At 40.8% G+C, this 15,127-nt stretch carries 15 protein-coding genes; 4 read left to right on the forward strand and 11 right to left on the reverse strand.

Annotated features, from left to right (window positions below):
• Nucleotides 1-18: 18 nt before the first annotated feature.
• The 11 genes from mtnN to fliF all read right to left on the reverse strand — a co-directional run bounded on the left by mtnN (nt 19) and on the right by fliF (nt 11,351).
• Nucleotides 19-666 (reverse strand): 5'-methylthioadenosine/S-adenosylhomocysteine nucleosidase, encoded by a 648-nt coding sequence (gene mtnN, locus NA23_RS05310; protein WP_033191772.1) that lies wholly within the window; start codon nt 664-666, stop codon nt 19-21.
• A gap of 100 nt (nt 667-766) precedes the next feature.
• Complete coding sequence (locus tag NA23_RS05315; RefSeq protein WP_033191773.1) at nt 767-1,234, reverse strand: chemotaxis protein CheX; 468 nt, start codon at nt 1,232-1,234, stop codon at nt 767-769.
• Nucleotides 1,227-2,039, reverse strand: a complete 813-nt coding sequence (locus NA23_RS05320; RefSeq protein ID WP_033191774.1) for a GTPase — start codon at nt 2,037-2,039, stop codon at nt 1,227-1,229. The genes NA23_RS05315 and NA23_RS05320 overlap by 8 nt, the downstream gene beginning before the upstream one ends.
• 29 nt (nt 2,040-2,068) lie before the next feature.
• A complete protein-coding gene (gene pyrH, locus NA23_RS05325; protein WP_033191775.1) occupies nt 2,069-2,773 on the reverse strand; it encodes a UMP kinase in 705 nt (234 codons plus the stop codon).
• 3 nt (nt 2,774-2,776) lie between these two features.
• Complete coding sequence (locus NA23_RS05330; protein ID WP_033191776.1) at nt 2,777-5,236, reverse strand: AAA family ATPase; 2,460 nt, start codon at nt 5,234-5,236, stop codon at nt 2,777-2,779.
• On the reverse strand, nt 5,227-5,775 hold the full coding sequence (locus NA23_RS05335) for a hypothetical protein (protein ID WP_033191777.1): 549 nt from the start codon (nt 5,773-5,775) through the stop codon (nt 5,227-5,229). The genes NA23_RS05330 and NA23_RS05335 overlap by 10 nt, the downstream gene beginning before the upstream one ends.
• A 171-nt stretch (nt 5,776-5,946) precedes the next feature.
• Entirely contained in the window at nt 5,947-6,876 is a 930-nt protein-coding gene (locus NA23_RS05340; RefSeq protein WP_033190915.1) for a DDE-type integrase/transposase/recombinase, read from the reverse strand.
• Between the two features lie 89 nt (nt 6,877-6,965).
• On the reverse strand, nt 6,966-8,099 hold the full coding sequence (locus NA23_RS05345) for a PhoH family protein (RefSeq protein WP_084384049.1): 1,134 nt from the start codon (nt 8,097-8,099) through the stop codon (nt 6,966-6,968).
• Nucleotides 8,099-8,668 carry a 3'-5' exonuclease gene (locus tag NA23_RS05350; RefSeq protein WP_033191778.1) on the reverse strand — a complete coding sequence of 190 codons (570 nt, stop codon included), beginning with the start codon at nt 8,666-8,668 and terminating at the stop codon, nt 8,099-8,101. Before NA23_RS05350 ends, NA23_RS05345 begins: the two co-directional genes overlap by 1 nt.
• Before the next feature lie 66 nt (nt 8,669-8,734).
• Nucleotides 8,735-9,739 (reverse strand): flagellar motor switch protein FliG, encoded by a 1,005-nt coding sequence (gene fliG, locus NA23_RS05355; RefSeq protein ID WP_033191779.1) that lies wholly within the window; start codon nt 9,737-9,739, stop codon nt 8,735-8,737.
• 4 nt (nt 9,740-9,743) lie between these two features.
• Entirely contained in the window at nt 9,744-11,351 is a 1,608-nt protein-coding gene (gene fliF, locus NA23_RS05360; RefSeq protein WP_033191780.1) for a flagellar basal-body MS-ring/collar protein FliF, read from the reverse strand.
• A gap of 127 nt (nt 11,352-11,478) precedes the next feature.
• Between fliF and NA23_RS05365 the strand changes: the two genes are divergently transcribed.
• The 4 genes from NA23_RS05365 to glmS are packed head-to-tail and all read left to right on the forward strand — an operon-like array spanning nt 11,479 to nt 15,020.
• A complete protein-coding gene (locus NA23_RS05365) occupies nt 11,479-12,021 on the forward strand; it encodes a YceD family protein (protein WP_033191781.1) in 543 nt (180 codons plus the stop codon).
• Between the two features lie 2 nt (nt 12,022-12,023).
• Nucleotides 12,024-12,206: a 50S ribosomal protein L32 gene (rpmF, locus tag NA23_RS05370; protein WP_014451598.1), complete on the forward strand. Its 183-nt coding sequence runs from the start codon at nt 12,024-12,026 to the stop codon at nt 12,204-12,206.
• The gene (gene plsX, locus NA23_RS05375; protein WP_033191782.1) at nt 12,203-13,204 is read left to right on the forward strand and encodes a phosphate acyltransferase PlsX; all 1,002 of its coding nucleotides are present in this window, start codon (nt 12,203-12,205) and stop codon (nt 13,202-13,204) included. The genes rpmF and plsX overlap by 4 nt, the downstream gene beginning before the upstream one ends.
• Nucleotides 13,205-13,208: 4 nt before the next feature.
• Nucleotides 13,209-15,020 carry a glutamine--fructose-6-phosphate transaminase (isomerizing) gene (glmS, locus tag NA23_RS05380; RefSeq protein ID WP_033191783.1) on the forward strand — a complete coding sequence of 604 codons (1,812 nt, stop codon included), beginning with the start codon at nt 13,209-13,211 and terminating at the stop codon, nt 15,018-15,020.
• Nucleotides 15,021-15,127: the final 107 nt, after the last annotated feature.

Consider the following 15,127-nt stretch of genomic DNA (forward strand, 5'->3'; position numbering starts at 1 on the left):
ACTTGCTCCTTCCCAGTTTCACAACAAATGCTTATCGAGTAATTCTGAAATAATGGCAGAGGGCAAACTCGAGAATTTTCTGAAATTCTGCTCATATTCGATCTGAGCTTGCTCTTCACTTGTGTCAACTATAACCTTCAGTGCGCAAAACTCAACACCGTTTTGATAGCACACCTTCGCTATAGCTGCACTATCCATATCAACTGCGAACGCCCCGTACTTTTCGTACAACTTAGTCTTAGTCTCCCTATCACTTACTATGACGTCACCACTTACAATTGGTCCAAAGTTTATCTTATCGTAAACATCCGATATTTTTTCTAAGAGCTTAGACGAACTCTCTATCTTAAGTGTGGTGTAAGATTGAAAATCATGTTCGTAAAAAACCGTCCCACAGACTAAATCTCCAATCTTCAATTGTGGATGGATAGCCCCCGCCGAACCACAGTGTATAATGTAGCTTGGCCTAAACTTGTCGATTATGGCTTGTGCTATCATGGCACTCTCGACCTTACCAACAAAACCGTATATCGTAACCACTTCATTACCCCCAACTATGCCTCTCGAAAAGTTCCTTTTCACCAATTCACCATTTTCAAGTAGAGGTAACATTTCGCGGAAAACACCAATTATCTCCTCTTTTAGAACGCCAGTAACAACAACCATAAAATTCACCTCGATTAACTTTCGACGTGCACACAGACTCTATTCAAATAATTCAAAATCGGTATATCATACAACCACCTTTGTAGTGCACCTAAGATACCTACTTTCCACCTCTAATAGCGATGTGCAATTCCACATCTTCAGTAACAAACAAGCTAACTGGTAGCTTTATTATTAAACCTTCCGCAGTTATTTTCATGTCTCTACCGGTTATCACTGTAGGAGGTGTAATATCAATTTTATATCCAAGTTTTTCAAGATTCATCGCGATGCTTCCAGACGTCATGTTACCAAGTTCACCTATAGCGCTTAGTGAAAGTTCGTCAAGTGTGTTATATTCCATCATCATCATTTTTGAGACTATTTTTAACGCTGTTTCTTCATTGAACGAATAAACAAAGTTACCTTCGATATCTCCCATAAAACCTATCACGGTCACTATATTGTACTTTGGTGTGATGTCTTTAACAGCCTGAGGCTTTCCAAATTGCGCCTGCATTTGTAGAACGGACTCGTAAGTTCCTTGTGCCGCTGCCAGAACTGAGTTAACGATCCTCACATCAACCATCTCTTAACACCTCCCAAAATCTTTCAAATTGCGTATCATAAGTTAACTTCCCATGCTTTCCTTCTGAAACTTCTTTAAAGAAGAGGATTTTTGCTCTCTCGTAATCAATTTGCCCACCTTTCTTTAACAGTCCACGGGAACGTCCAAATTCTTCCAAGAATTGGTACAAATCTTTCTGGACTCCAGAAGCTAATGCGTAAACGCTGAATGCATGATCAAAAATTTCATCATCGATGTTCTCCAGAGGCAGCGAACCAATAAGCAAAAGCTTTGCTGCAATATCTTTTGAAAATATCTCAGAGAACAAAATTCCCGGAGAATCCAAAACTGTGAATCCCTCAACGTTAACCCACTGAACACCACGTGTGATACCGGGTTGTGCACCAGTTTTCGCTTTATGCTTACCCAGTATTTTATTTATTATCGTTGACTTTCCAACATTAGGAACACCAACAACCGCTATCCTCGGATTTGCGTACTTTGTAGGAATCGACTTTAGAAAGTTTAACAGTTCTCTTCTGTTCGTCTCTTTATTTACCAACAAAGTCGGGTAAGATTTCGATATTTCAGAAACCCATTCCTTGTTGTACTTTGGATCTGCTAAATCGGATTTATTGAGCAAAAAAACACACTGCTTGTCTTTAAAAATCTTCAGCTCAAAGCTCGTCGTTGCAACGGGGGCACGTGCATCAAGAACGATAATAACGATATCTATCTTCTTAAGATTCTCCTTGATCTGCCTTTTCGCCTTTTGAACATGACCTGGATACCATGCTTTGACGTGTTCATTTGGTTGATGTACCATTTAACCCTTCCTTCCTCTGCTCTCTTCTCTTATTTACTTGGTATAACAAGCGTTCCTACGTTCTCACCACGGATTGCTCTAAGTAAGTTGTTATCCTCAAAAAAGTTCATAACAAGAATTTTCATCTGGTACCTTTTGCAGATAGAAAACGCCTCTGTATCCATTATTTTCAAATTCTTCTCGATGGCTTCGTCGTAAGTGATAACATTGTATTTTACGGCATCGTTGTAAATTTTCGGATCCTTGTCGTAAATTCCGGAAACTTTTGTACCCTTTATCAACAGTTCCGCTTTCATCTCAACGGCCCTTAGCGCTGCACCAGTATCCGTTGTAAAGAACGGGTTGCTTGTCCCGCCTGCAAAAATAACAATGTATCCTGCATCGAAGTAGAGATCTATATCGTCGTAATTTATCAACTTCACACTTGGCAAAGTAACAATCTGAGAAACAACGACAGTTTTAATTCCTTCGTTCTCAAATCTATCCTTCAAATAAAGTGCATTGATAACCGTTCCGAGCATACCTATTTGGTCTGATATCGTTGGCCTCAATCCTTCGAAATCTCTACCTCTAAAAAGGTTACCCGCACCAATCACAATTCCCAGTTTCACACCGTACTCAGAAACGGACTTTATCTCCTTGATTAGATAATTGACGTGTTCCTCACTAAACCCTTTTTGCGCTTCCCCACTGAGTACCTCCCCACTAAGCTTTAAAAGAACCCGCTTGTACATCTATCATCCCTCCAAGAGTATGACGTTTTTCTTGTTACTGAAAAATTCAAGTATTCTTCTATCGCTTGTTAAAAGTATTATCTGCCTTAATTCAGCTTCTTCATCCAGATACTTGCACACCCTTTCTAACCTTTCATCATCTAAGCGAATCAACGTGTTATCTATAACTAACGGTAAGCCATCGTCGTAAAAGGCCTTATAAAGTGCGTTCTTTATACAGAACACCATAAGGTCTTTCGTAGAACCGCTCAAGAATTCCTCCGGATTCTTCATATCACCCTCAACAATCAGTCTCACGGACAGATCTGGTAGGACTAAGAATTTCTTTTCAGCACCGGCAAGCCTTGTAAATAATCGAGCAAACTCATCACTGAATAACTTATGGTAGTTTTCAACAAAGCTCATAAGTCTTTCGTTGAGGAATCTATTTACCTCCGGTATTTCGTTGATTATGCTGGACATTATCCATGCTTTCAACTTAAGCTCATCTAACTTTCGGAGTAACTGCTGAAGGTGGCTGGAATCAACATCAATGCTCTGGTAGAGTCCTTTAACTTCTTCAAGTTCTCTTAGGAGAGAATCCTTTAGTGAGGAAAGTTCACGAAGCGTTGCCTTCGTCTCGCTTATCGAAGGTTGAACGTCTTCGTTCTCTTTTTCTTCCAGTGCCTTTTGTAATTCAGTAGTTAACGTCTTTTTCGTACCTTTGAGTTCCTGATAACGCTCAAATTGAGACTTGAAGTTTTCGACATCTTCTTTGGTTATTCCAAACCTATTTAAAATCTCATCAAGCGCTTCTGCAATTGCTTTGTATTCTTTTTGAATCGATAGATACTCTCCGCGCAATTGTGAAAGTTTTCTTTCAAGTGATTCTTTCTCGTATACGATTTCCTGAACCTCACTAAATATTCTTTGCAGATTCTCAACAGCTGAAACTATCATCTGCGCCGCACCTGATACTCCAAATTTATTGAGCTCTCTTATGATCTCTTGTTCTATATCTTTCAGCTCATTGAGTTGCCTTTGCCTTTCTAAATTCTGCGCTCTCCATTCTAAGAACTCTGTGTATTTTTTTCTTAGTTGTCTGATATTCGTTATACCGTATCCAGAAAGTACCTTCCAGATGGATGGTTGCTGTGGCTGGTTCATCGAAATCTCGACTAAGCGTTCTTGAAGGATCTCCACAAGCGCTGTTTTTCTTTTCCAGTTCAACATAAGAAACACTGCAACTGCAAGGAAAACAGCTGCAGGGACATACATGAAAATAGAAATACTCTTGAAAAGAAGTCCAAGGACAAACAACACAACACCAGCACTGGCAGAAACTATCGACAAATCCTTCGAGTACTTAGATATCTGTTCATTCCTTTCTATTTCGTTCTGCAAACTCATTTTTGTAGATTCGATCTCACTAAGAGCTTCTCTGAATCTCTGCTCTTCTTCCTCTGCCCGTTCCAAGATGTTCTCATTTTCCAGGAAAAACCTCCAAAGTGGATCTTCATCGGTCATATTTCCAACTCGCTCACTATACATCTTAGCAAGTAGTGAAAGGTGCTTTAATCGAAGTCCGACGCTTTCCAAATCATCAATGGAAGAAGCTCCAAGTTGCCTAAGCCTTTCTTCTATATCCTTGTTCTTCTTCTGAATCACTTCGTTCACTTTCTTTTCCTCGAACTCCAATGTTTCCAGTTGAGCTTTGATGGAGTTCAACCTGTAAATGAGATTTTGAGCTTCCTCAACGGCACCAATATCAACTGATTCAATCCATGAATATTTCGACAATTCCAATTCAACAACCTCAATATTTCGCCTTAGTTGCGATATTTTAGCCTCAAGCTCTGATTTTCTGGTAGTTCTCAATTCTTCCAGTCTGTTCTCTAAGTTCACAATCTGCTGTTGAACATCTTTGATACGCCTCTGTAAATTTTGTACCTTCAGGAACAAGGAGTTCTTTCTTTTTATATTCTCCCCAATAATCGATATCTTTTCTTCTGTGTCCCTAATTTGTCCTGAAATAACATTAAGGCAGCTATTCATGTCAAGCGTTTGAATTCTCTTTATCGCTTCTCTCAGAATACGACCTTCAGAGGTTTTCTCGGTCTTTTTCTTAAGTCTGCTTTCCAAAATTCCCCTGTCTATTTTCACTGTTTCAAGTTCATCATCCTCCATTAAGAATGCCACGTTTTCAATTAAATTCAGGTCGTACTTTTGCACCTCTCCACTGTCTTCACCAAACACATAAGTCCCGTCAGAAGTTTCAAGATAACCACCGAAAACTTCATGCCCCCAGGGTTTAAATTTGATCGCCTCGTTTGTAGGCTTTGAGAGTGTGTATAGCAAAAACTTTGCCAGCGTGGTCTTCCCACTCTCATTTGGACCATACACAACATTCAATCCGGGTCCAAATTTGAATGCTGCATTGATAAACTTTCCAAAGCCATCTATGTGGGCTTTTTTTATAAGCATATTTCTTCACCCCTGATGAGCTTCAGGACAAAGTATCTCTGGTTAGTTGTTCTTAATGAGCTCGTAATTTCTGATTCAAAAAAGTTCCTTGGCATAATCTCAACTTTTAGTGCCTTAAATTTATCTTCCAGATCGCGCTCGGTAAGGTTTTCGAGCAAGTAAAAACATTTAGTGTATTCGCATTTAAGATTTTTCTCGTCTTCGACGTTTACCAATCCTATCGTTTCAACATTATCGACAACTGCAACCTTCCCATCAACTCGGATATGAGGTAGGTTATTAACAGGAGAACTATCGAATTCCACAGGTTCTTTTCCAAAGTCTAATTCAAAGTCCTCAAAGATATTCCCCAGAATTTTGTAGACTTCTTCCAGCACACCAAAACGTCCAAGTGCGTTGTAAAATACGAACTTGGAACCTGCGTACATCTTTGATAGCTGCACCAAGAAGTTCAGCTTGCACTGAAATATCTGTTCTTGAAAATCCGAAAATCCCTCGTAATATTCGAAAAGTGAAATGTTGTTGACCTCTACAACCACCGTTTATTCCTCCCAACGGAATATTTTCGTTAAAAACTACAGCAATTCAGCAGCAAGGCTTGCTAATTCTGACCTTTCACCTTTCTTCAAGAAAACGTGGGCAGCTATTGGCTTCCCTAGAAATCTCGAGGCTGCGTAAACTAAACCATTGCTACTTTCGTCCAGATGCTGTTAACTTGTAGTGATGGAAGACAATAGAACACTCATAACACGCGCAATATCATTCCCGTTCAGTTTCAAGAGATTTCTCACTACACAAAAGCTGTTTACGTACATTGGAAGATTGTCAATATTCTTAAATCCACGCTTGGCTCGTACAAAGTCTTGGAATAACGAAAATTTAGATTCACATTGATTGTTCTGCCCAAGTCTCACAACTATATGGTTGATATTCTTGTATAGTATCTTCACTGCACCATATGCACCAAGTCCATCTGTAATTAGTTCGATTGTTCTTTCGTTGTTACCAAAGAACTTCTCTAACAATATCTTCACTTGACCCATATCGCGATATTTGGATACATGCCAAGCAACAATGAGATTCGTCTCATGGTCAACTAAGAACCAAACATAGTACTTTTTGGATTTAAACAAAACGACAGTTTCATCACCATGGACTTTGAAAGCATCTACAGGAACGAGGATGGAAAAGAAACAAGACAACTTAAGGATCCACTTGTAGATAGCGACATGAGAGACTTTGATATTAAGTGAGTCTCTGATGGAACGCAAGGACACAGCTTTGAAATAAAGGACGAAGGCTTTAAGGACAATAAAGATAGGGAAACGGAAGAACTTGAAAGAGTCGAAAGGAAGAGGGACAAATTGAGGTAAGTTAGTTGGGATTTCGTCTCTGGTATGGCAAGAACGGCAACGGAACTTAACGAAGGCTTTTTTGATTTTGTGGATTTGCATAGTTTTTCCACAGACAGGGCATTTAGGATAAGGGAAAGAGAAGAGCTTGTGTTTTTTTGAATGAACAAGTCTGAAAGTGCGCTTACAGTCTTTGCAAAAGTATTGTTGGTTACCGTACTTATCATGACCGTTTTTGTAGATGTTGGTAGAGCCGCATTTGGGGCAAGAGACTACAGAATTTTGCATAGTGGAGTACCTCCTTTTTGTGAGAATTGATGGTGGGGGGTGTTCCACTAATAAGAAGATAATACGGTTTTTGGAAATTTTCAATACTTTTAGTTAACAGCATCTTCGTCCAAATAGGGAGTGTCTATTTGATACGGATCGCCTGTCAAAACAACTTTTGTACCTTCTCCAGCTCGTGTGAGTATTGTCTTGACTTCCAACGGAGTTAAATTTTGTGCTTCATCAATGATTATGAACTGCTTAGGTATAGACCTCCCTCTTATGTATGTTAAAGCCTCAAGTTCTATTATTTCCTTTTTCATCAAATCCTTTAAACTTACGCTGTTAAGTCTGCACAGATATTCGAGGTTGTCCATAACTCCACTCATCCAAGGCGAGATCTTCTCCTCAAGGGCACCTGGAAGGTATCCGATGTCCTTCCCTCCCATAGGGATGAGTGGCCTTGCAACAATCACGCGTTCGTACACACCTTCCACAAGCGTCTTTTCTAATGCTGCGGCAAGTGCAAGAAACGTTTTTCCAGTCCCGGCTATACCGATCAGAGAGACAAGTTTTAACTCATCGTTGATCAACGCATCTAACGCAAAGAGTTGTTCCTTGTTCCTGGGAGTAATACCAAAGATTTTCATCTTCGAATTTATCTCAACAAAGTCTTGCCCATCAAATCTGAAATATCCTTCGTTACACTCAATATACTCATTGACGTACAAACCGGGAATGTTCAGCTTTGATAAAGAATCAGCTGAGATGTAACCTACAGGCAACATAGAAAGGTCGCTTTTGTCTGTTAAATAGTCTTCTGCATCCAAACCGATTGCCAAAGCTTTCAAACGCAGGCTTATATCTTTTGAAACTATTATGGTAGGTTCTGTCCTGGTAGTTCTTAGAAACATTGCATAACTTAATATCCAGTTGTCAACGTACTTTTCAAATAAAAATTTTACCTGATGCCTATCAAAATCGCTCTCACTCAGTACTGGGATTATCAACCGTCCACCGTTGTTCAACTTAACACCGTCGTGCAAATTTCCCCTGTTTCGAAGCTCTTCCAAAACTCTTATCGCTGCCCTTGCACTTCTTCCAACTCGCCCTTGTTCCTTTTTCAGCTTATCCAACTCTTCAATAACAGGAAGTGGCACAAAAACGTTGTTATCCTCAAATGAATATATAGCCTCTGGATCGTGTATTAAAACATTTGTATCAAGCACGTAATTTTTCACCATCAATATTCCCTCCCCATCCACCGTCTTAGAAACTCGTGGATCCTTTCCCAACCAAAAATATCGAAAAACCTAATGAATACGCTTGCTGTCACCATTGCATCATCGTACGCTCGATGTGTAACCTTTTGTTGGATGCCCATCTCTAATGCCAACGTTTCAAGCTTTTTTCCTCTGCCGTACAACGTCTTTGAAATCTCCAAGGTATCTATGTAGTAAACATCCAACGGCAATTGCCCAACTTCTTTAGCCGCATAATCAAGAAATGTCAAATCAAAGCGCGCATTGTGGAAAACAAGTATAGTGTCCCTGGAATATTTTCTAACAACAGCCAGCACCTCGTCTAGTCCTGGTGCGCTTTGAATGTCCCTTGTAGAAATTTTGTGCACACTCTGCGCGTAAGTTTGTATACTTACTTTCGGGTTCACCAGGGATGTGTAAATCCACTCTTTTACAATCTTGCCCTTGTATATTGGAATTATTGCAATTTCAATAATACGATCCCCACCGGATGGATCAATACCTGTGGTCTCTATATCAACCGCGCAGTACACATTGTCATCCCATGTCACAACTCAGTTCTCCTCTTCTTTTTGATTCGAAGGTTTCTAGCATTCTTATTAACTCGGAAACACAAACTAAGTGATTAGCTCTTCTCCTCCACCTCTGGCAATCACGATTTCTCCAGCCTCTTCGAGTCTTCTTATTATGTTTATAATCTTTTGCTGCGCTTCCTCAACATCTTTCACTCGAACGGGACCCATGAACTCTATTTCGTCTTTGAGCAGCTGTTGAGCACGTTTAGACATGTTATTGAATATCTTTTGCTTTAGCTCTTCAGAAGCTCCTTTTAAAGCTACTGCAAGGTCTTGCATGTTCACTTCCCTCAAAACAAGCTGAACGGACCTATCGTCGAGTTTCAGTATGTCCTCGAAGACGAACATTCTTCTTCTGATCTCTTCGGCTAATTCAGGTGCCTCATAAGTAAGTCTCTCCATAATATTTTTCTCAGTCGACCTATCTAAGTTGTTCATAATCTCAGCTGCTGTGTCCAAACCGCCAACTGCACTGAGCGTTTGCGTCGCAACACCGGCAAACTTCTTCTCAAGCAACTTTTCCACTTCTTTAACAACGTCCGGAGACGCACGCTCCAAAAGTGATATCCTCTTAATAACTTCGAGCTGTAGATTTTCGGGAAGCGCACCTAAGACTTGAGCGGCAATTCGCGGGTCAAGGAAACTGAGAACAAGAGCAATTGTTTGTGGGTGCTCAGACTGTAGGAAGTTCACGATTTGAACAACATCAGCATTTCGCATGAATTCGAATGGCTTCACGGACAAATTCGATACAAGCCTTTCGATTATCTGCATAGCCTTTTCAGGTCCAAAAGCTTTTATAAGCATCTCCTTTGCGTAATCAATACCGCCACTTATTATCATTTCCCGTGCTTTGGTGAGGTTTTGGAATTCTTCCAAGACAGCTTTGCGTTCCTCGTTTGTCACCTTACCAAGATTGGCTATCTCTATGGTTAACATCTCAACTTCCGACTCATCAAGGTTCTTAAGCACTTTTGCCGCCCTTTCTGGTCCCATCGTCACCAATAGTATGGCTGCCTTACGCCTTCCTGTTAACTTTCCAGCCATAATCTCATCCTTTCTCCGCTATCCAGACTTTCAAAACCGTGGCCACATCTTCAGGTGTTGTCTCAGCAACTTGTTGTAAGTAGGCCTTGAGTTGTTCCAAAAGTGCTTCTTCCTCTGCACCTGCTGGTATTTCCTCTTCCGTAATTGCTTCCAAAGTTCGTTGTGCTTCTTCCTGAAGTGCCCTGTACCTTTGTTCCATCAATTTTCTTGCCTTTACTTTCTTGAGTTGTATCAGCCCAAGGTAGGTTGCAAAGAATATAAGAACAGACGCTAACAATATAAGAATAAGTCGAGTTCTCAGTTTCTGCAATTCTGTGGTGGTTTGAATTTGCTTGTAGAATTCCTCTTGAATTTCCCTGCTGAACGGTAAGAACGCAACTGCATATGTCACAGAACCTTCCGGTGTATTCGCATCTATGCTCTTTTGAATGATCGAGCTAATGAGCTTCTCAACTTGGTCTTTTGAAGCTTTCTCGAGGACGGTAGATGAGGAATCAATAATCACAGAAAGCGTAATATTTTCTATCTCTCCTTCCGAATTTTTCACAATATTTTCAACTATCTGGTTGAGTTCGTAGTTAATTATTTCATGGCTCTTTTGATAAGAAGTTTGACCTGAAGAAGAAGTTGTTTCATAGGTTGTTGGGGGGATATTCGATTCAGTTCCAACAGGTCCACCTGTTGTCGGCTGGTTCGTTGAGAATTCCTGCTCGGTTTCTTTACTTCTCACAAGTCCCTCTTTCTTGTTCGGTGCGGTATACGTAGTTATTTGTTTTTCTATCTTCTCCCAGTTCAACCTAATATCGGGAATAACCTCAACACGTCCTGGTCCAAAGACATTCTCCAGAGGGATTTTTATCTTTTGCTTGTAATAATTCTCTAAATTCACCTTCAACTCCATCTTCGTTGAGGCAAGCGCAGTAGAAGTATCCAAATTAACCAAACTCGTCAAATCTTGCCCTCTTTGGTCGATTACCTTGATATTCTCCGGTTTAATTCCCTCGACGGCTCCTTGAACCAGCGAAACAATTCCCCTTACTTGTTCTTTCGTCAAAGAGTAACCTGGCTTCATCACAACCATGACCGAAGCTCTTGGTTCGGACATCTCGCCACGGACGTAGTAAGTATACTTTGGTAAAGTCAGAACCACCCTTGCGCTGTCAACACCTTGAATTGTAGAAATCGTTCTTTCTAGTTCACCTTGAAGTGCAATTTGGTACCTGACCTGCTTATCAAAACTCGTTGCGCCAAGACTCGTCTGGTCTAAAATCTCAAACCCACGCGTCGTACCAGAAAGTACCCCGGCAGATGCAAGACGCATACGTACTTCGTAGACATTGTAATTTGAAGGTATCAATATCCTGTTGCCTGCTTCTACTTTATACGGAATTCCCAAAGATTCAAGTTGTTGCAGAACAGGTCCTGCATCTTCCTCGCTCTTAGCTGTAAGCAGTAGCACATACTTGGGAGCATTAATAATAGTAAGAAAAATTATGGCCATTATAACCGAAACGGCCACGATACCAATTATCAACTTTTGAGATTTTGGCAGTTCCTTCCACTTCTGAGGTAGCTTTGTAAACCAGTCCAAGAATTTCCTAAACCAATCCATAGACTCACCACCAAAAGATAATTATACCACACAATCGACGAAAATTTACACTAAAGTAAAGATTTTTGTATTAACAAAACGGAAAAAGGTACTATAATTATAGTACCAAAGTTTTGAGGTGATTGCAATGTGGAAAGTTAATTTGAAAGATCTGATAAAAGAACGCAGAAGAGTGATAGAAGGTATATACGCTCCAGAGTTCGTGGAGCTCCACACGGGGACATACAAAGTTCTACACGGTGGTTTCAAAGTGAAAATGGTCCTTACCTACGCCGATAACAAAGTACTGCTTGGTGGTTACGCTCGTGGTTATGTTGAGCGACCATGCGACCGATGTTTAAAACTTTCAGAAATGTACATTGACGGAATTATAGAAGCAGTGTATACTTTTGAGAAGAAACCTCTCCAAAAGAACGAGGAACTTAAAGATCTATCTAACGAAATCTTACTGGTTGGTGATATAATAGACCTTGAGGAACGAATCGTTGAAGGTATTGTCAGTAGTGCACCTGACGTTTTCGTTTGCAGTCCAGATTGTAAAGGTCTTTGTCCATATTGTGGTGCAGATTTGAATGAGGAACCGGAACATAAATGCAAAGCTTCTGAAGAAAAAAACATCGATCCAAGGTTTGAAATATTACTGAAAATAAAGCATACACAGGAGGGATAAGTATGGCAGTACCAAAGCAGAAGCGTTCAAGAAGCAGAACACATCACAAAAGAGCCAAGATTTACAGAGCTTTCAGCGTTGCAGTAACAACATGCCCAAACTGTGGAGCACCAAAACAACCACACAGAGTCTGTTTGAATTGCGGTTACTACGGAAAGAAGCAGGTGTTTGAGGTAGCGAAATGATTCGCGTAGCCTTGGATGTAATGGGTGGAGACAAAGCGCCGGAAGAAATAAAAGCCGGCGCTTTAATGTTTGCCGAAGAACTGAAAAAAGCTAAGAAAAACATCCATCTAATACTGATCGGTACAGAAAGCGCTTTATCCGATCTGAGAAATCACAGACTTTCAGACTACTTTACGCTGGAAATCGTAAGAGACTACCTCCCTATGGATATAAAGCCCACCGAAGCGCTTCGTAGAAAAGAAAGTTCCATGTACATTGGTGCTCAACTGCTCAAAGAACATAAAGTAGATGCATTTGTAAGTGCCGGTAATACAGGAGCACTACTTGCTTACGCAACACTTGTCGTTGGCAGATTGAGCGGAATAGACCGCCCGGCTTTGGCAGTTCCCATCCCATCTCTCAATGGCTTTACAGTTTTGATAGACGGCGGGGCGAATGCGGAAGTTCGTCCAGATTACTTAGTGCAGTTTGCTGCAATGGGTGTAGAATACGCAAGGACACTTGGAAAAAGTTCTCCCAAGGTTGGACTACTGAACGTTGGAACTGAAGAGAACAAAGGTACCGATATGCATAAATTAGCCTATCAGATGTTAAGAGAAAAACTCGGTCCCGCATTCCACGGAAACGTTGAAGGGAATGATATAAACCTTGGGACTGTTGATGTTGTTGTTACGGATGGATTCACTGGGAACGTTGCGCTGAAAACAATGGAAGGTGTGGCAAAGCTTATCTCTCACACAATAAAATCGGAAGCAAAGAAAGGCATTGATGGTTTGATTGGTGCTTTACTTTTTTCCCGAGTTTTGAAAAAACTAAAGCAAAAGTTGGATCCAAGAACCTACGGGGGAACATTTTTCTTGGGAGTAGATGGAATAGTAGTTAAGGCTCACGGGAATTCCGATAGAGTGGCTATAAAAAATGCACTGAAAGTTGCGGTGCAAGGTGTAGAAAAAGATTTAATTAAGAATTTGGAAGCTCAATTAGAGAGGTGGAAGTAATCCCATGTGTGGAATCGTTGGAATTATCGGCCACGAATTCAAAGTTTCTGAACTCATCGAAGGACTGAAAAAATTAGAATACAGAGGTTACGATTCAGCAGGTATAGCAGCAACAAACGGTAACCAAATGATAGTGACAAAAAGTGTTGGTCGAGTTGATGCTTTAAAAACCGTTATCGAAGAGGAGAAAGTAGTAAAAAGTGGTATAGCGCATACAAGATGGGCAACTCACGGAGCGCCAAACGATACAAACGCACATCCGCACACAGACTGTAGTGGAAAAATCGCCGTCGTGCATAACGGCATTATCGAAAACTACCAGGAACTCAAAACAGAACTCATCAAAAAAGGTCACAAATTCAGATCCGAAACTGACACAGAAGTAATAGGTCACTTAGTGGAAGAACATTTCAAAGGTGATTTATTCCAAGCTGTGCTTGATACCTTGAAAATACTTAAAGGTGCATTCGCAATCGCTGTTATTCATTCAGATATGCCCAACATCATGGTTGGTGCAAGAAAAGGTAGTCCTTTAGTAGTGGGATGTAACGATAAATACTGTGTATTGGCATCGGACGTCACACCAATAATCAAATACACACGCGACGTCATATTCCTCGAAGACGGAGATGTGGTCTACATCGAAGGAAATAAACTAAAAATCACGGACTTTTCCGGGAACACAGTTATCAGAAAGCACACGCACATCACTTGGGACGAATCAGCAGCGGAAAAAGGCGGATTCAAGCACTTCATGTTGAAAGAAATTAACGAAATTCCAGAAGCAATAGAAAGCGCTCTCGTTGGAAGAGTAGAATCAGACTACACTCCTTCCTTACACGAACTTGACGAGTTCAATTTAGAAAAGGTAAAGAGAATACTTCTGGTTGCGTGTGGAACGAGTTACCACGCCGGACTTGTCTTTAAGTACTTTGCTGAAAAATACTTGGATGTTGATGTTTTAATAGACGTAGCTTCAGAATTCAGATACAGACCTATTAGGCTTACCGAAGACACGATAACAATTGCCATATCCCAATCTGGAGAAACTGCAGACACCCTTGAAAGCATTAGGGCCGTTAAAAAGGCTGGTGGAAAGGTCATAGCCATTTCCAACGTAGTCGGTTCAACAATCACGAGAGAGAGTGACGTAACACTCTACATGAACGCAGGTCCTGAAATTGGTGTTGCCGCATCAAAGACATACGTGAATCAGCTCATAGTACTTTATCTCATAGGGCTCTACATGATAAAAAAACGCGGCTTGTGGCGGCAGGAACATGGCGAGATAGTCAAACAAATTGTTGAATCGCCGAAAACACTTAAAGGAATAATATCCAATAAAGGCATAGAGACTGTAGCAGACAATTACAAAAACTATCATCACTTCATGTACATAGGCAGAGGCATAAACACCGCAACAGCGCTCGAAGGAGCTCTTAAATTGAAAGAAATCAGTTACATAAACGCCGTTGGTTACCCCGCCGGTGAGTTAAAACATGGCCCAATCGCACTTTTGGATCCCAAGTTCCCCGTTTTCGCAGTGGCACCGAAAGATAGCCTGTATGAAAAAATGAGAAGCAACATAGAAGAAACTCGCGCAAGAAACGCAAGAATAGTGGCAGTTGCTACCCAAGGTGACGAAGAGATAAAGAAGATAGCACACGATGTTATCTACGTACCAGAAGCACACGAAGACCTTTATCCTTTGATTTTTGCTCCTGTCATTCAACTCTTTGCTTACTACATCGCCGACAAACGCGGATACGACCCAGACAAGCCGAGAAACCTTGCCAAGAGTGTGACTGTGGAGTAGAATTCTACACTGAAACGAATTAACTAAAAGATAGTAAAAAGGGATAAGACGGCTAAAGCCTCTTATCCCTTTTTGTTTTCAAGGTGCAAGGTACGTAGGTTGGAAAG

Source organism: Fervidobacterium islandicum (assembly GCF_000767275.3).
Taxonomy (GTDB): Bacteria; Thermotogota; Thermotogae; order Thermotogales; family Fervidobacteriaceae; genus Fervidobacterium; species Fervidobacterium islandicum.